Raw genomic sequence first — 17,093 nt, 5'->3', positions numbered from 1 at the left:
TGATTAATATTTAGGTAGATTCAGTTTGTAGGTTGAGATTAGATCAGAACGGTAAAGATACAGGATTCCTGCATTCAAATAAAATGCAATGCTATCTTCAGGAAGGTTTTTAATAGGAAACCACATGTTATTTGATTTTGCTTTAACTGAAAGTTTTCCTTTGTATAAACCTATTAACAGATCGTTTGAATACATGATTTCACCTACTCCGTTCGCAATGTGTTTATTAAGTAAACTTCCATATTGATTGTACTCATAAATAAAATCGTCTGTTAAAACCCAACATGTATTAAAATCACTGGCAAGCATTAAAGCATTATAGGGTTGTGGCGTAAAATCGCTATTAAATGTATTTTTTTGATAATCATACAATTCAAGGCGCTGTAAATCTGTATTAAAAATCCATAATCTACGATCACTAGCAGTACGTGCGTGACTTACATTTCTAAAATTCTCAAGTTCGTTAAAGTTTATTCGGGTAATCTCATTAAGCGTGTTGTCAAGAATTACAGCTGTATTTGAATCGGCATAAAAAAGTGTAATACGCAGCGGATTAGTTAGATCAACTTCGCTTATATCGCCCATTAACAAATCACTAAATTGAATTGTTTTATCACTACTTTGTTTAAATAAGGTTTTGTCTTTAGTGTAATACAAATTTTGATATGCATCAACGCCTATAAATTGATCTGCTGTTAGTTGAATTTGTTTGTTTAATGGAGTTACTAGAACAGTATAAGACTCCTGAGCAGATATGAAACCCGGTAATAAAATTAAAAAGTAGAGAAGCATTCGCATTTAGGAAAAATACGAAAAAAGCAACAGTGGTTTGCGCAATTAGAATACTTGCGTAAAAAATTATCTTATTTAAAACAACTCGTTAAACCTTTCAGATTATTATATGTCAAAGTGCGATAAACTCTTTGACGTATGAAAATTAATTCGCTATTGCTGGTTCTCGCTATTTGTCTTGCCTCTGTGAGATTAAGTGCACAAAAATTTGATGGAGGTATTGCAACCTACCAGTCAAAAACATCTTTTGATATGGAAAATTTTGGAGGTCGTGAGATGAGCGATCAACAAAAGAAACAATTTGCAGAGCGTATAAAAAATAGGCTTGAAAAAGTGTTTACCCTTACGTTTACAAAAGATGAATCTATCTATGAAGAAGTAGCAAAACTAGAGACTCCTGGAACTGGTGGCGGTAACATACGTTTTGCCGGTGGTTTTTCTCAAGGTGGAATTTATAAGAACGTAGCAGAGAATGTGTATGCTCGTGAAAATGACTTGATGGGAAAAAACTTTCTTGTAAAAGATACTTTGTCAAAATTAGACTGGAAACTAGAAAAGGAAAGTAAAATGATAGGGCAGTATGCAGCTTTTAAAGCTACTGCAATACGAAAAATTGAGGAAAACCCCTGGGAAGCGATGCGTTCTAGACGTGGAGGTGATGAGCATAAAGAAGAAACTTCAAAACCTACCGAAGAAGTAATTACAGCCTGGTACACACCTCAAATACCTGTAAGTCAGGGTCCCGATGAATACTGGGGATTACCCGGCTTAATTCTTGAAGTTACAGCAGGTCGTACTGTAATTCTATGTAATAAAATTGTCATTAACCCTAAAGAAGGTTTAGAGATTGAAGTTCCTAAAAAAGGAGATAAAGTTACTCGTAGTGAGTATGAAAAAATTGTAGCTGAAAAAACCAAAGAAATGGCAGAGCGCTTTGGAAATGGGAGACGTAATGGTCCCGGAGGTAGAGGATAGAAATTTGCTTTAAACAACCAAACAATCAACTAACAAGTATAAGCAATGAAATATATTTTCGGTTTAATTTTATTCTTAAGCCTCTCTGCAACTGCACAAAGTGTACGTATTACAGGAACCGTAAAAGACAGTATAGGTATTCCTCTAGAATTAGCAAATGTAATCGCAACCCGCAGCGATACGGGTGATATGGAGTCGTATGCAATTTCTAATACAGACGGGAAGTATCAATTTAATTTACCTTCTGGAGCTAGTTACACTTTAGTATCTAGTTTTTTAGGGCTGGCACCTACCACAAAAGATATCACGCTAGAAAAAGATGCGCCAGATATGACACTTGATTTTGTTTTACTACCTGCAGCAAATCAACTTGATGATGTGGAGATTGTTTATGAAATGCCCGTAGTGGTGCGCGGCGATACCATTGTTTACAATACAGACAGTTTTACAAATGGAACCGAACAAAAACTAGGTGACGTTTTAAAAAAACTACCTGGGGTTACCGTAAGTGACGATGGCGAAATCCAAATAGAAGGTCAAACAGTTTCTAAAGTAATGATTGAAGGAAAAGACTTTTTTGATGGAAACTCAAAGCTAGCCGTAAAGAATATTCCTGCAGATGCATTGAAAAAGGTCGAAGTACTCAAAAATTTTAATGAGGTAGATCAAATGCGAGGTCTGGGAAATGATCAGGACAACGTAGCTATTAATTTAAAATTAAAAGAAGGTAAAAAGAACTTCTGGTTTGGAGAGATACAGGGCGGTATAGGCGATGGAGGTAAAACGCGTTATTTAGGAAGCACCAAACTCTTCTATTACAGTCCTAAAGGAAGTATAAACCTTATAGGGAACACAAATAATACGGGCGATGTGCCATTTACATTTCGCGATTATTTCAACTTTACAGGAGGTTTTAGAAATTTTAATCAACGAGGCGGTACATCTTTTAATATAGCAGACAGCGGGTTGAGCTTTTTGACAACGCAAAATAACCGAGCAAGCGAACTTTCAACAAACTTTGCGGCCGCAAACTTTAGCTATGAGGCTTCTGAGGCCTGGGATTTAAGTGGTTTTGCTTTGTTTAGTGATAACGCTACAGATTTTATTCAGCGATCGCTACGCAATTATATTGCTACGCAGGCTACTGAGGTCAATACAGAATCTAGCGATCAACGTAATCAATTGGGGATGGTAAAATTTAGTTCGATCTATAAGCCTAATGATAAACTACAATTAGATTATGATGTGTTAGCTAAAAAATCAAATCAAAGTGAAATAACAGATGCGTTATCTGTTTTTACAGATTCAGGCACTACAACCTCAAATGATATAGATGAGCAAAAAGATAATAACCCGTTTAGCATTAACCAGAATTTAAACGCATATTACACGTTAGATGATAAGAATATCTTTGCCGGTTTTATTCAGCATTTATATCAGAATGAAGATCCTTTTTACAATGCGACGTTACAACAGCAACCGTTTACACAAATCCTTCCGTTAGATACTATTAATCAATCTAATTTTGATATCAATCAGGATAAGATGATAAAGACGAATAAGATTGACAGTAAGATTGATTATTACTATGTAATTAATGATAAAAGTAACCTAAATCTTACTGTGGGTACGACCTTGAGCCGTCAGGAATTTAACTCTAATATTTTTCAGATTTTAAATAATGGCACTGTTAATAATTTTGTGGGAGATAGTCTTAATAATGATGTGATTTATAAATTTAGTGATGTGTTTGTAGGAGCGCATTATAAGTTTAAAACCGGAATTTTCACAGTTACACCGGGATTAACCTTGCATAATTATACGGTATCGTCAGAACAATTAGGGACTGAAACCAGTGAGAGTGAGTTTAAATTACTTCCAGATTTGTATGCCATAGCGCAGTTTAAACAGAGTGAAAGTTTACGTCTTAATTACCAGATGACGGCAGATTATACAGATGTAAATAATTTTGCTGAAGGTTATGTTTTTAATAATTATAACCGAATGTTTAGAGGAAACCGCGACATTGAGAATGCAATTTTTCACACCGCCAGACTGAATTATTTTAATTTCAATATGTTTAATTTTACCAATATAAATGGTGGGTTGAGCTATACAAAACGTATTGATGCCATAAAAAGTCAAACTGCGATAAATCAGATCAATCAGGCTTCATCCCCTATAAATAGTAATTTTGTAGACGAAGTGTTTAGTGCAAACGGGCGGTTTCAAAAAACTTTCAGAAAATTTAAAGCAAATTTAAGCGGAAGCATTTCGTATAGCGAATTGAATAATATTGTAAATACGCTACCTACCCAATCTCAAAATTTCACACAAGATTATCAAGGGAGTTTAGAAACTAATTTTAAGAATGCCCCAAATTTTGAAATAGGTTATAATCGAAGCATTAACAATTACCAGACAGGAAATACAGACCGTATATTTTATACAGATAGGCCATTTGCTAATGTAGATGTAAAGTTCTTAAAAGGATTTACGTTTACAGCAGACTGGAGTTATTATAATTATTATGATAAAGATGATACGGTAAGTAACGAGTATGCTTTTTTTGAAGCTGGCTTACGTTATCAAAAACCAGAAAGTAAATGGGAGTTTCGTCTAGATGGTACAAACCTGTTAAATGTAGACTCTTTAAACAATGATAGTTTTAATGAGACATTTAGTACCACAACCGAATACTTTGTACAGCCTAGAATTGTTTTACTTTCTGTAAAGTATAATTTATAGTGAATACCTTTAATTAGCGTTGAACGTATTCAAAACCGGAAAACTTATAATTTAGTTTTCCGGTTTTTTTATGGCTTAAAAGTTAACCGAAGTAGTTTCTGGTTCTGTCAAATAGGGCTTGTTATCTGGATATTCTTTCCTGTAAGTTCTCACAAAGACATTTTTAACGCATTCAGCAAAGAATAGACATCCCCACAATAGAAATTAGCATAATTCCATTTGTGATAGCGTGACTTTCAAAATCATTCTCACTAGAGGCGACTAAATTCTTGTTATACGAGATTTGATAGGTAATGCCTTCCTGAATTTTTTAAATTATTAAGTGTTTTTATAAGTATTATGAAAATGTTTGTGTTAGTTAGTAATATTTATGATTATTGCTTAAAGTAATTTGCTAATTTTCAATATTATGAATAAAAAAATAGGTTTAATTTTTTATTATTAGTTTTTGCCTCCTGCTCTAAAGATGATTTTTCAAATAGTAACGAAAGCTATTTTGAAGATAATAACTTAAAAATTCAGGACATTGACTACGATGAACTTCCTACTTCAATAAGCACTATTTTTGATAAAAAAATTTTTACATCTAAATCTAGTCAAATTAAGTTTGGAAAGATTAACTCTAATGTTCCTGCAAAGAAAATAACGTTGGAGGATGATGAGAGTTACACTTTGAGCTTACTTAAAGTTGAAAAGGGTTCTAAATTCTCTAACAATATAAATGAAGTTTATTTCGATAATCTAATATTTAATATTAAAAATGGAAAGGAGACTTCTTTTATAGTAAGATATATTCCAAATCATATGTGGTATTCTGGTGATCGTAATTTTGAAAATTATACGGGGTCAATAATCTTATATAGCCTTGAGGGTATTCAAATTAATAAAATGGAAGTTAAAAATGGTAATATGCCAAGGTCAACAAATTCAACACAAAAAGCAGTATGTGCTCTTTATTTAGAAAGTGAAACTATAATTTGTTCACAACTTTTAGACGATCATGGTAATCCTACCGGTAATACAACTTGCTTAACTACCTATAAATACAAGTGGAATTGTGCAACTGGTGGCGGTTCAGATCCAAATCAAGGGGGTGGTAACCCGGGAGGAGAAGGAAACGGAGGATCATCGGGTCCTGGTGGTGGTAATCCTGAAAGTATTCCGACTGAAGGTGATGCTGGACCTACAGTTCCAATTATACCGCCCTCCCCATTTAATGTTTTTAATAACTTACAAAATCCTTGTGCTAATAGTATATTCAGTGAGCTTTTAAGTGGTTTGTATATAGATAATCAAATTAAACCTGAAGTTCAGATACCGAGCGAGGCCTTAACTCTAAATTTTTCAGAATCTATTTTGGAGCTTTTCAACAAATCTAAGGATTACGATTATATAGTTAACAATGGCACGCCTTCCAATCCTTTAGCGAATGCAAGTACATCTCCAAGCCCAAGATATAATTCTAATACCGGTAATTTTGAGATAAAAACTACATTTAATGATAACTATTTGAATTCAGCGACACAGTTGTCCATCGCAAGGACTATGATACACGAAAGTGTTCACGCATATTTAGTTTACGAGGGAGGTTCAAATTATACTGGTGATGTCTATACAGCTCTTTTAGTATATGCTAATGAGTGCGGTAACACAGGACTAGATAAACATTATGAGTTTATGGGACAATATATTAACGGAATAGCATATTCGCTTTATATGTGGGATAGGAGTTATGGTAGCGGTGGAAATCTAGATTGGGAATATTATTATTCAATGTCTTTTGGAGGACTTTTTCAAGTATATCAAAATGGTCAAATAGCCACAAGTACGGATGCGTTTATTGATTTGGTGCCAAATTTAACGGAACGTCAAAATATAGCTAATAAAATTCTTAATGAAAACAATGCAAACACTCAGTCGCAAGGTTCAAAATGTCCCTAATTTGATTATTTGTCTAATACTCCTATTAGGTAAAATTGCACTTTCTCAAGGACAAAGTCTTGAAGGTTCCTACTCTGCTTTAGCTAAGGGTCAGGAAAACTATAAAGTATATACTTTTTTGAAAGATAATAAATTTGAATATCACTATGGTGCATCTTTAGGAGATGATGAGTATGGTTATGGTACATATTTTATTACAGGTGATTATTTATTACTGAATTTTGATACTCCTCCAGTAGAAAACCTTTATAGGTTAAAAGTAACTAAATGGAATAACTCTAATGATTCTTTGGTTATTAAAGTTAGACTTTTTGACTTGAAGCAAAACCCTATTGTAGGAGCCTATGTTAATTTAGTAGGCCTTAAAACGCAAAAAAAAAAAATAGATATTAACGGTCAAACAACATTTAAAATATTAGATGATCTTTCTAAGAGAGGTGATTCCTTATTCTTAGATGTTCATTATGTTGGTTTTGAAACAATAAAGGTTGGTTTGATTCAAGAATCTAACATGGATTTCAATATCAATTTAAGTCCTTTAAAAGGCGAATTGATTTATGATCAAATTGATACGCTACATATCAGAGAAATTACTAATGACAAAATATTTCTAAGAGATGAAAATGAAGATTTTACGTGGTATAAAATAAAATGATTATGAATTTTTCCAGTTGGATAATACTAATTATTCCATTTTTTAGCCCAGTAATCTCGCAAGATCAAGAGAGTGCAATAGGAGCTAATAATAAGGAATTCTATGTGAAAAAGATAAATGGCGAGAATTTAATAGGTGAATGGGAGTGGTCTAATGATACAGAGCTTTTTGAAGTTAAGTTATCAGGCTTTACTAAGAAAATGGGGGATGTTACATATGATTTTGTTAATGCGCATTTTAAATACTCAGTTAGAGGTGAAATCATTAATGAATTTGAAGGGGTTGGTGGCTTTAACAAAGATGGTATTTTAAAAATCTTTATAACAGATAAAGTTTCAGGTAAAAATGGTAGAGTAACTATGAAACTTCAAAACGAGGATATATGTAAGGCTTCTTGGGACCTTGAGGAAATAGAAACCATTTACTTAGGAGAAGGATCTTCGGCTGATTTCTCTATTCCTAAGCATGTTATTTTAAATAAAAAGTTTAAATGATATATAAAAACCCCCGAATGTTTTACCATCGGGGGTTGCTTTTATTAATAAATTGACTTTTTACGATTGCTGAGCTTTATTAAATTTCATTTCATAGGCTTCAATGGCCTCTGAAATTTTGTCGACATTATCTGAAGCCTTTTGATGAGCAGCTTCCATTGCTTTTTCAAGTTCCTTATCGGGATGCTGAAAAAGGTCTGTAATTACGTGATTTATTTTATCGATAATGCTTTCCTGGCTGTTTTTAATATCTTCCAGTTTGTGAAGCATTTTTTCCATTTCGTCATACTTTGCTTGATCCATAATCTTTTAATTTTGAATAAAGATATAGGGATCGAAGCCCGAAAATGCCTTTTTTAACCTCACTTTACAAGTAATTAGGGGTGTTTTAACGAATAGGTATCAAAACGAATGAGGTTAAGATAGTTAGTTGAAAATTCTAGTATTTCTAAATAAACTATTATAATTGCTAATAGTAATTCTTAAAATAAATCCTAGTATGATTAAAAAATTACTTGTGGTAATTATTTTACTTACAACTTCAAATTCATTCGCAACAAATTGGCTTCATTCATTAGAAGACGCTCAGAAACTAGCCTTAGGTCAAAATAAATTAATACTAGTAGACTTCTGGGCTTCGTGGTGTGGACCTTGTTTAAAAATGGATAAAGATTCATGGAGTGATCCTGAGGTGCAAAGTTTGATGGAGGCTTTTATCCCGGTTAAGATTGATTTTGATCGCCAAAAGAATTTGGCTCGATCTTATCAAGTGAATGCCATACCCGATTTTTTTATTATGGATGGCAACGGAGCGGTCATTTACCATCATAAAGGATACTTAAATGCCTTTGGTTTAATTCAGGAATTGAAAAAGTATCAACTCAATATAGCCTATACCACTACACCTGCAATTCAATATTATCAAAAAAAGCAATATAATACTGCATTAAAACTTGCAGAGCGTTATATGGATTTTGCATTAAATATTTCAGACAAGGAAGTTCGTTTTAATTTTCTTCAGGTTGCTGAAAATTATTTAAATAAATCTGAAGATCTACTTGTTAAAACAATGAGCACTTACAACCTATTTGAAGAACGTATAGCTCTTTACAATTTAATGATTGATGTATACCGAGGTAAAACATCAAAAGTGACTCGTGTTTTAGAAAAAGAATATTCTGAGAGTACCATAGATTCGCGAAATAAAGCAGTATTCTATTTCTTAAAATCCTGTTTGTGTGAACCCAATGATTCTGAATTAGCACAAGTATCTGAAAAACTAAAATCAGAAGATGTTACAGGTGACTTTCAAACCCGCCTTCAATGGTTTTCAGCAATTGATTGATAATCAATATCCTTTATCGATAGAGACTGTATTCATCAATTCATCACCGTTTTGTAATCTTTTATAATTTTCGGCAATTTGTGCAGAAACTGAAGCTGCATTACTCATACTGGCAATATGTGGGGTGATTGTAATATCGTTTCGGTTCCAAAACAAATGATCTTGTGGCAAAGGTTCTGTGTGAAATACATCAAGCGCAGCGCCGCTTAATTGGCCATTATCTAAAGCTTCGATCAAATCAGTTTCGACAAGATGACCGCCACGCGCTACATTAATTAAATAAGCGCCTTTAGGAAGTTTAGAAAATAATTCAGTATTTAAAATTCCTTCAGTTTTATCTGTTAGGGGTAGCAAACACACTAGAATCTCAGCTTCAGCTAAAAATCTATCGAGTTCATTTTGAGAATAACTGGTAATCTGTTCAACATCTTTTTTTGAGTGTGACCAGCCGGTAACTTTAAATCCAATAGCACTAAGCATATTCCCAACAGCCTGTCCCAGCGTGCCAAAACCCAGAATACCTACGGTTACATCTTTAGCGCGTTTATACGATGTAGGTTTCCATTTTGCTTGTGCTTGCAAAGCAGCATACTCTTTTAAATTTCTAATATGGTTGAGACATAATGCAGAAACAAATTCCTGCATATCGCTGGCTAGTTTATCATCTACTACGCGAGTGAGTGATACGTTTTTTGGCAGTGATGGGTCATCAAATAAATGATCTACACCAGCACCCATAGAGCCTATAGCTTTAAGGTTAGTGTATTTAGCAAAACTTCCCTGTGGAGCTTTCCAGGTAACAGCCATTGTAACCTCCTCAGGATTTTCCACCGTCTCGGGAGTTACTACGGTGATTGAAGAATCGGCTTTCTTTAAAGCGTCAATCCACGGCGTATAATTTTTATCGTTGCGTATTAGTAAAAGTGCCATTGTTTTTAAGCTTAAAATTAAAAAATGCCATTCAGACTGAATGGCATTAGGTATAGTTTATGAAGTATTTAGGTTTTACAACCCAAATGCTTCTTTTACTTGATCTACATAATCAAGCTTTTCCCAGGTAAACAGTTCAACTTCTTTAGTAACTCTACCGCTGTATGGGCTTTCAAAAATCTTAGTGATTATCTGAGGATCTTTTCCCATATGGCCATAAGCCGCAGTTTCTCTATAAATAGGATTGCGTAATTTTAAACGATCTTCAATTGCCGCAGGGCGCATATCAAATAGCTCACGTACTTTTGTTGCTATCTCACCATTGTTCATAGCTACTTTCTTAGTTCCGTAGGTGTCTACAAATATAGAAGTGGGCTCTACAACACCAATAGCATAAGATACCTGTACTAAAACCTCATCAGCTACACCTGCAGCCACTAAATTTTTAGCAATGTGTCGTGCAGCATAAGCCGCAGAACGGTCTACTTTACTCGGATCTTTACCAGAAAATGCACCACCACCGTGAGCACCTTTACCGCCATAGGTATCTACGATGATTTTACGCCCTGTAAGACCAGAATCTCCGTGAGGACCACCTATAACAAACTTCCCTGTTGGGTTAATATGGTAGGTGATCTCGTCATTAAATAATTTGGCAATATCTTCGGTAAGACCTGCTTTTACACGAGGGATTAAAATAGAAATCATATCTTTTTTAATCTTAGCAAGCATTTTTTCGTCTTCATCAAATTCGTCATGCTGTGTAGAAACTACAATAGCAACGATTTTTTGAGGTATGTTATCATCAGAATATTCAATGGTTACCTGTGCTTTAGCATCTGGGCGTAAATAGGTAATGTCTTTTTCTTCGCGGCGTAGTTTTGCCAGTTCGATCATAATGCGATGCGAGATGTCTAAAGCGAGAGGCATATAATTAGCCGTTTCTTTAGTCGCGTAACCAAACATCATCCCCTGGTCACCGGCTCCCTGCTCTTCTTTTGAAGCGCGGTCTACACCTTGATTAATATCTTTTGACTGCTCGTGTATAAGAGAGATTACACCACAGCTATCACCACTAAACTGGTAAGCTCCTTTTGTGTAACCAATATCGTTGATAACACCTCTTGCAATATTTTGAACATCTATATACGTATCGCTTTTTACTTCTCCGGCAAGTACAACCTGGCCGGTAGTCACAAGTGTTTCACAAGCTACTTTTGACTCGGGGTCAAAGGCTAGAAAATTGTCTAATAATGTATCGCTAATTTGATCAGCGATTTTATCCGGGTGTCCTTCAGACACGCTTTCTGAGGTAAATAAGTAAGCCATTCAAGCAATTTTTTCCCTACCGGGTTTTAAACTTCAGAATTATCTAAAATTCAAAATTAATTATCGATTCGTACCTCTGGTGTTTCCGCAGAGGATTGTCTTAAAGCCGAAAAAAAGATTTGACAAATGCCTGTTAAGGGTAGTGGTTACTGCCTTTAGCATTTTTTACACCGAAAAATTATTCAGTATAAGAGGTTGCAATCAGTCAAATCTTTCCTCTTTTGGGTGGCAAATGTATAAATTTAGAAGGTATTAAAAAACGGGAATCAAAATCTTATGAAAACTTTTCATTTTGTAAAATTAAACGTTCTTTACTTGCATATCTGTAAAAGGTTTTGCAATCTTTACACTCACAAAGTTCAAACACTTACTGAAATGTTATCAAGAAAGGCGGAGGGATAGACCCAATGAAGCCTTAGCAACCCTTCCTACGGGATGAAGGTGCTAAATTCTACAACAGTTTAATTACTGATGATAGATAACCTAACAAACTATTTGTTCTTAAATAGTTTATTTTTCTTCATAACATTTTTCTTGTAATTGATGCCAGGGCGGCACTATTTGACTTTTGGTTTTATTTTATTTTAACTAAAAAAAAGAGAAAAATGAGTACTCAAAAATTTTCAACACAGGCATTACACGCGGGTCATGACACTAAAGCTAACGGGGGCACACGCGCTGTGCCTATTTACCAGACGAGTAGCTATGTTTTTAACGACTCTGACCACGCCGCAGGATTATTCAATTTATCACAACCGGGGTTTATTTACACACGCTTAAATAATCCTACAAATGATATTCTAGAGCAACGCCTTGCTGCTCTTGAAGGTGGTATTGCAGCAGTTGTTACAGCCTCTGGTACAGCAGCAATCAATACCGCATTATTAACTCTTTTAAAACAGGGCGATCATATTGTGGCTTCCAGCAGTTTGTATGGTGGGACTTATAACCTATTAAGCGTTACACTTCCACGATTTGGGATTACAACCACTTTTGTAGATCCTGATGAGATGGCAAATTTTGACGCTGCTGTGCAGGATAATACGCGTGCTATTTTTGTCGAGTCTTTAGGGAATCCTAAGCTTGATGTGCTGGATTTAGAAGGAATTGCTGCTACAGCTAAGGCGCATAAAATACCTTTAATAGTAGATAATACCGTCGCTTCACCTGCACTTTTAAATCCTATTGCACACGGGGCAAATATTGTAATTCATTCTTTGACAAAATACATTAATGGTAACGGAACTTCTTTAGGTGGGGTTATTATAGATGCAGGTACTTTTGACTGGTCTAGCGGAAAATTCCCCGAGTTTACAGAACCTTCTGCGGGTTATCACGGGTTAGTATATCACGATGTATTGGGTCCTGCGGCCTTCATAGCAAAAACACGTATTGAAGGATTACGAGATCACGGCGCTGCTTTGAGTCCGTTTAACGCATTTCAAATTATTCAGGGATTAGAGACTTTAAAAGTCCGCATCAAACAACATAGTGAAAATGCATTGGAATTAGCAACCTGGTTAGAAGCACAGCCTGAAGTTACCTGGGTTAACTATCCTGGTTTAGCGAGTAGTAAATACAATACTTTAGCAAAAAAATACCTGCCTCACGGTCAAAGTGGGATCGTGACTTTTGGTTTAAAAAGTGGTTTTGAAGGAGCGAAAACAGTTGCAGATAAAACAGAAATTTTTTCACTACTTGCAAATATAGGAGATACTAAATCATTAATTATACACCCGGCAAGCACCACGCATCAGCAACTGCCAGATGCGGCTCAGGAAGCAACGGGAGTTACTAAAGATTTAATACGTCTTTCTGTAGGTCTTGAAGATGTTGAAGATTTAAAAGCTGATCTAAAAGCGGCATTCGCACAAATTAAATAAGCAGTTACTACATAAAATTACAAATCGCCTGTCTGGAGATAGGCGATTAATACTACAATTTACCCTAAATGGTACACAAACTTGAAATACTAAATTTCATAACGCAGTCAGGTTATCAATTAGATCTGCCATTGAGTTATGAGACATTTGGTCAAAAACTGGGAACAGCGCCGTTAATTTTAGTTAACCATGCACTTACCGGTAACTCGCACGTGAGTGGTGAAGACGGCTGGTGGAATGAAATTATAGGAGAGAATAAGTGTATAGATACAAATACGTATAGCATTCTTTCTTTTAATATTCCGGGGAATGGTTATGACGGATTCTTGATTGAAAATTACAAAGATTTTGTGGCCCAGGATGTGGCGCGTTCTTTTTTAGAAGGTCTCAAATTACTGAAGATTAAGGAACTTTTTGCTATTGTAGGAGGCTCACTGGGAGGCGGTATTGCCTGGGAGATGATTGCGCTTCAGCCAGATATCACTAAGCATCTAATCCCCGTTGCATCAGACTGGAAGTCTACAGATTGGCTTATTGCTAACTGCCAGATTCAGGAACAAATATTAAAAAATTCTTCACAGCCGGTTCACGATGCGCGTATGCACGCGATGTTGTGCTATAGAACACCAGAGTCATTTAAAAATAAATTTCAGCGCAGCACAAATGAAGATCTTAAAATCTTTAATGTAGAAAGCTGGTTAGATCATCATGGGCATAAGTTAAAAGACCGGTTTCAGGTAGCAGCATACCGGTTAATGAATCAGCTTCTAAAAACCATAGATGTAACTCGTGGTCGCGAAGGTTTTAATGAGATTTTAAGTAAGGTAGAGGCAAATATTCACATCATTGGAGTAGATTCTGATCTATTTTTTACACCTGCAGAAAACAGAGAAACGTATAAGCAGCTGGCGCAACATAAGAACAATGTAACCTACGGCGAGATTAATTCGGTACACGGTCACGATGCTTTTTTAATCGAATTTGAACAGCTTGAGCAGTTATTATATCCTGTATTTAGAGCAGATACCGCAAAGCTGAAAATTTTAAAATTTGGCGGAAAATCATTAGCAAATGGGAAAGGATTAGATACTGTACTAGATATTATTCAATCTAAAGTAAATAATCACGAGCGTATTGCAGTAGTGCTTTCTGCGCGAGGTGGTGCTACAGATGAGTTAGAAGCGCTACTTGAAGCCGCTGCTTCAGGTCTCGATATTCAGCATAGATTTGATGCTTTTAAAACCTATCAACAACATAATTTTGATGTTGATTTGACTGAAGAATTTTCAGAATTAAAACGTCTTTTTGAAGGAGTAGCTTTACTGGGAGATTACAGCCGAAAAGTGAAAGATGAGGTCTTGTCTTTTGGTGAATTAATTTCAGTAAAAACAGTAACGCATCTTTTGCAAAAGCATGGTGTTAAAGCGCACTTTGCAGATACCCGTAAACTAATAAAAACCAATGGGACTTTTGGCAATGCACAGCCTAATGATACCCGTTCAAAAGAACAGGTGGTAAAGCATTTTGCCAGGTATAATGGCGATACGGTAAATGTAGTTACCGGTTTTATCGCCAGTAATGAAGATAATCAAACGACCACCTTAGGTAGAAACGGGAGTAATTACACGGCTTCTTTACTAGCAAACTACCTTGATGCAGGCGAGTTGCAAAACTACACCCACGTAGATGGTATTTTTACCGCAAATCCCGATATGGTGCCTGATGCACAAAAAATTGAGCGTTTAACGTATAGCGAAGCAAACGAACTCGCAAATTTTGGAACTTCGGTGTTGCACGCCAAGACGATCATCCCGTTGATTGAGAAGAATATTCCGTTACGTATTTTAAACACGTTTAATGCAGACGATACCGGTACGTTGATTACCGCGAGGGCTGAAAAAGAGGGGATTAAGTCACTATCCGTTTTGAGCGAAATGGCATTGATTAATTTGGAAGGTCGCGGACTTTTAGGTAAAGTGGGTGTTGATGCCCGTATTTTTAGAGCTTTAGGAAACAGCGGTGTGAGCGTAAGTATTATTGCGCAGGGCTCTTCAGAACGCGGTATAGGATTAGTTGTAGAAACAAAGCAGGCACAACAGGCAATTTCTGCACTGCGTTTTGAGTTTGAAGCAGATTTTCAAAATCAGGATGTAAACCGCATTGAAGTTATTGATGAGGTTGCTGTGATCTCGATAATAGGGCAGGATTTAAGCACCTTTCATAAACCTTATAGCGCTCTTATTAAAAATGGTATTGTTCCATTACTTTTTAATAATACGGTAACCGGTAAAAATGTAAGTGTTGTCGTGCGCAAACCTCAATTGAATAAAGCAATTAATGTGGTTCACGGGGAGATTTTTGGCATTGCTAAAAAAATAAATGTCGCCCTATTTGGTCAGGGATTAGTAGGTGGCACATTGATTAATCAAATCCTTGCTTCTGCGGCAACAATACAAGATCGTAAGGGTATTTCACTAAATATTTTTGCGGTAGCTAACTCTAAGAAGGTATTGTTAGATAAAAATGGGACAACAGAAGATTGGAAATCCCATTTTGACACACAAGCAATAGAAGGTGGTGTAAAAGAGGTTATCGCTTTCGCGAAAGCAAATCATCTTGCAAATTTGATTGCTATTGATAATACGGCTAGTACCGCTTTTATTGAAAACTATATCGATCTGGCTAAAAATGGTTTTGATTTGGTTTCTTCAAATAAAATTGCAAATACGGTGGGGTTTGATTTCTATCAAAAATTACGCAGGGTTTTAGACGAAAACCAAAAGCGCTATTTGTATGAGACTAACGTAGGTGCAGGTTTACCGCTTATAGATACCATACGATTATTACATCTTTCAGGTGATAATATCACACGTATAAAGGGAGTATTTAGTGGCTCGCTTAGTTATTTATTCAACACATTTTCTGTAGAAGACCGAAGCTTTTCTGATGTGCTCGGGGACGCCATTGACAAGGGTTTTACAGAGCCAGACCCACGAGAAGATCTGGGCGGAAATGATGTAGGGCGTAAACTGTTAATTTTAGCGCGCGAACTCGACTTACATAAGGAGTTTAGTGATGTGCAGATCGAAAATCTTATTCCTGATAATTTGCGTGATGGAGCGGCTTCAGATTTCTTAAGTCGTTTAGAAGAACTCGATGCCGTATTCGAAGCGCGTAAAAAAGCGTTAAAAGAGGGCGAAGTTTTGCGATATGTTGGCGACCTTTACGGAGATTTATCTCAGGAAGATGGCGGGACACTCGAAGTAAAGCTGGTGACCGTGTCTAAAAATTCGGCTTTAGGGCAGGTTAAAGGCAGTGACAGTATTTTTGAGATTTATACCGAGTCTTATGGCGAAAATCCGTTAGTGATACAGGGAGCCGGGGCAGGAGCTGCGGTTACTGCCAGAGGGGTTTTTGGAGATATTTTAAAACTCGCAGAACGAAATAATTAAATAATACAAAATGAAAGTTACACTTGAACGTAAAAACACCGATTACCTGTTTGAAGCAAAAGGAGCTTCAGGCAATTCGGTGATGATAGATAATAAAACCGGAGATGTGGTTCAGGGTAGTAGCCCTATGGAATTACTCCTTATGGGTGTAGGTGGCTGTAGTGCTATTGATATCATTTCAATCTTAAAAAAGCAAAAGCTAGAGGTAGATTCATATCACGTGGAAGTAGAAGGTGATCGCAAAGAAGTAGGAGGTGCCAAGCCTTTTGAAGCGATGCGTGTACACGTGTATTTAGAAGGAGACATTCCGCCGGAAAAGGCCTTGCGCGCCGCAAAATTAAGTTTTGAGAAATATTGTTCGGTTTCAATTACCTTACAGGCAGGTGTAGATATCACTTATAAGGTGTTTTTAAACGGCGAAGAAGTCGAGTAGATTTGTTATCTAAGACTTAAGATTTTAGATAAAAGAATACAGAAAATAGAAAAGAAAGGGTCTTGAAGTGAAGTACAATTGGCAATTAACGATATTACGATTAAACGTTCTAACCT

13 protein-coding genes and 1 riboswitch are annotated in these 17,093 nt (G+C 35.9%); of the genes, 9 read left to right on the top strand and 4 right to left on the bottom strand.

Going from position 1 to position 17,093, the window contains the following annotated elements; translation table 11 throughout:
* Positions 1-3: 3 nt before the first annotated feature.
* A complete protein-coding gene (locus ACEN25_RS10695; protein WP_441802913.1) occupies positions 4-792 on the bottom strand; it encodes a hypothetical protein in 789 nt (262 codons plus the stop codon).
* 138 nt (positions 793-930) lie between these two features.
* Here ACEN25_RS10695 and ACEN25_RS10690 point away from each other — a divergent pair, with 138 nt between their 5' ends.
* The 5 genes from ACEN25_RS10690 to ACEN25_RS10670 all read left to right on the top strand — a co-directional run bounded on the left by ACEN25_RS10690 (position 931) and on the right by ACEN25_RS10670 (position 7,605).
* Positions 931-1,767, top strand: a complete 837-nt coding sequence (locus ACEN25_RS10690; protein ID WP_441802912.1) for a GLPGLI family protein — start codon at positions 931-933, stop codon at positions 1,765-1,767.
* A 45-nt stretch (positions 1,768-1,812) separates the two neighbouring features.
* Positions 1,813-4,515, top strand: a complete 2,703-nt coding sequence (locus ACEN25_RS10685) for a carboxypeptidase regulatory-like domain-containing protein (protein WP_441802911.1) — start codon at positions 1,813-1,815, stop codon at positions 4,513-4,515.
* A gap of 909 nt (positions 4,516-5,424) precedes the next feature.
* A complete protein-coding gene (locus ACEN25_RS10680; RefSeq protein WP_441802910.1) occupies positions 5,425-6,456 on the top strand; it encodes a hypothetical protein in 1,032 nt (343 codons plus the stop codon).
* On the top strand, positions 6,419-7,111 hold the full coding sequence (locus ACEN25_RS10675) for a hypothetical protein (protein WP_441802909.1): 693 nt from the start codon (positions 6,419-6,421) through the stop codon (positions 7,109-7,111). Before ACEN25_RS10680 ends, ACEN25_RS10675 begins: the two co-directional genes overlap by 38 nt.
* Before the next feature lie 2 nt (positions 7,112-7,113).
* Positions 7,114-7,605: a hypothetical protein gene (locus tag ACEN25_RS10670; protein ID WP_441802908.1), complete on the top strand. Its 492-nt coding sequence runs from the start codon at positions 7,114-7,116 to the stop codon at positions 7,603-7,605.
* A 60-nt stretch (positions 7,606-7,665) separates the two neighbouring features.
* Here the strand turns inward: ACEN25_RS10670 and ACEN25_RS10665 are convergent, their stop codons facing one another.
* A complete protein-coding gene (locus ACEN25_RS10665; RefSeq protein ID WP_441802907.1) occupies positions 7,666-7,908 on the bottom strand; it encodes a hypothetical protein in 243 nt (80 codons plus the stop codon).
* 196 nt (positions 7,909-8,104) lie between these two features.
* Here ACEN25_RS10665 and ACEN25_RS10660 point away from each other — a divergent pair, with 196 nt between their 5' ends.
* Positions 8,105-8,950 (top strand): thioredoxin family protein, encoded by an 846-nt coding sequence (locus ACEN25_RS10660; RefSeq protein ID WP_441802906.1) that lies wholly within the window; start codon positions 8,105-8,107, stop codon positions 8,948-8,950.
* 3 nt (positions 8,951-8,953) lie between these two features.
* On the opposite strand, the gene ACEN25_RS10655 is transcribed toward ACEN25_RS10660, so the two are convergent.
* Together ACEN25_RS10655 and metK are read right to left on the bottom strand one after the other, a co-directional pair.
* Positions 8,954-9,880 carry a 2-hydroxyacid dehydrogenase gene (locus ACEN25_RS10655; protein ID WP_441802905.1) on the bottom strand — a complete coding sequence of 309 codons (927 nt, stop codon included), beginning with the start codon at positions 9,878-9,880 and terminating at the stop codon, positions 8,954-8,956.
* A 75-nt stretch (positions 9,881-9,955) separates the two neighbouring features.
* The gene (gene metK / locus ACEN25_RS10650; RefSeq protein ID WP_441802904.1) at positions 9,956-11,209 is read right to left on the bottom strand and encodes a methionine adenosyltransferase; all 1,254 of its coding nucleotides are present in this window, start codon (positions 11,207-11,209) and stop codon (positions 9,956-9,958) included.
* Between the two features lie 375 nt (positions 11,210-11,584).
* A riboswitch (SAM riboswitch) is annotated at positions 11,585-11,694 on the top strand.
* A 120-nt stretch (positions 11,695-11,814) separates the two neighbouring features.
* On the opposite strand from metK, the gene ACEN25_RS10645 reads away from it, so the two are divergent.
* The 3 genes from ACEN25_RS10645 (at position 11,815) to ACEN25_RS10635 (ending at position 16,977) form a co-directional block, all read left to right on the top strand.
* Positions 11,815-13,092, top strand: a complete 1,278-nt coding sequence (locus tag ACEN25_RS10645; RefSeq protein WP_441802903.1) for an O-acetylhomoserine aminocarboxypropyltransferase/cysteine synthase family protein — start codon at positions 11,815-11,817, stop codon at positions 13,090-13,092.
* A 68-nt stretch (positions 13,093-13,160) separates the two neighbouring features.
* On the top strand, positions 13,161-16,544 hold the full coding sequence (gene thrA / locus ACEN25_RS10640) for a bifunctional aspartate kinase/homoserine dehydrogenase I (protein WP_441802902.1): 3,384 nt from the start codon (positions 13,161-13,163) through the stop codon (positions 16,542-16,544).
* A 10-nt stretch (positions 16,545-16,554) separates the two neighbouring features.
* Complete coding sequence (locus ACEN25_RS10635) at positions 16,555-16,977, top strand: OsmC family protein (protein WP_441802901.1); 423 nt, start codon at positions 16,555-16,557, stop codon at positions 16,975-16,977.
* The last annotated feature ends 116 nt before the right edge of the window (positions 16,978-17,093 follow it).

Origin of the sequence: Leeuwenhoekiella sp. W20_SRS_FM14 (assembly GCF_052119605.1) — a bacterium.
Lineage (GTDB): Bacteria > Bacteroidota > Bacteroidia > Flavobacteriales > Flavobacteriaceae > Leeuwenhoekiella.
This window is presented reverse-complemented; position numbering and strand designations above follow the sequence as displayed.

Excerpts from the sequence above, each read along its gene's own strand:
- ACEN25_RS10660 (WP_441802906.1), top strand. The coding sequence starts at position 8,105 with ATGATTAAAAAATTACTTGTGGTAATTATTTTACTTACAACTTCAAAT.
- ACEN25_RS10670 (WP_441802908.1), top strand. The coding sequence starts at position 7,114 with ATGAATTTTTCCAGTTGGATAATACTAATTATTCCATTTTTTAGCCCA.
- ACEN25_RS10665 (WP_441802907.1), bottom strand. The coding sequence starts at position 7,908 with ATGGATCAAGCAAAGTATGACGAAATGGAAAAAATGCTTCACAAACTG.
- metK (WP_441802904.1), bottom strand. The coding sequence starts at position 11,209 with ATGGCTTACTTATTTACCTCAGAAAGCGTGTCTGAAGGACACCCGGAT.
- ACEN25_RS10645 (WP_441802903.1), top strand. The coding sequence starts at position 11,815 with ATGAGTACTCAAAAATTTTCAACACAGGCATTACACGCGGGTCATGAC.
- ACEN25_RS10635 (WP_441802901.1), top strand. The coding sequence starts at position 16,555 with ATGAAAGTTACACTTGAACGTAAAAACACCGATTACCTGTTTGAAGCA.
- ACEN25_RS10680 (WP_441802910.1), top strand. The coding sequence starts at position 5,425 with ATGCCAAGGTCAACAAATTCAACACAAAAAGCAGTATGTGCTCTTTAT.
- ACEN25_RS10690 (WP_441802912.1), top strand. The coding sequence starts at position 931 with ATGAAAATTAATTCGCTATTGCTGGTTCTCGCTATTTGTCTTGCCTCT.
- ACEN25_RS10685 (WP_441802911.1), top strand. The coding sequence starts at position 1,813 with ATGAAATATATTTTCGGTTTAATTTTATTCTTAAGCCTCTCTGCAACT.
- thrA (WP_441802902.1), top strand. The coding sequence starts at position 13,161 with ATGGTACACAAACTTGAAATACTAAATTTCATAACGCAGTCAGGTTAT.
- ACEN25_RS10675 (WP_441802909.1), top strand. The coding sequence starts at position 6,419 with ATGCAAACACTCAGTCGCAAGGTTCAAAATGTCCCTAATTTGATTATT.
- ACEN25_RS10655 (WP_441802905.1), bottom strand. The coding sequence starts at position 9,880 with ATGGCACTTTTACTAATACGCAACGATAAAAATTATACGCCGTGGATT.
- ACEN25_RS10695 (WP_441802913.1), bottom strand. The coding sequence starts at position 792 with ATGCTTCTCTACTTTTTAATTTTATTACCGGGTTTCATATCTGCTCAG.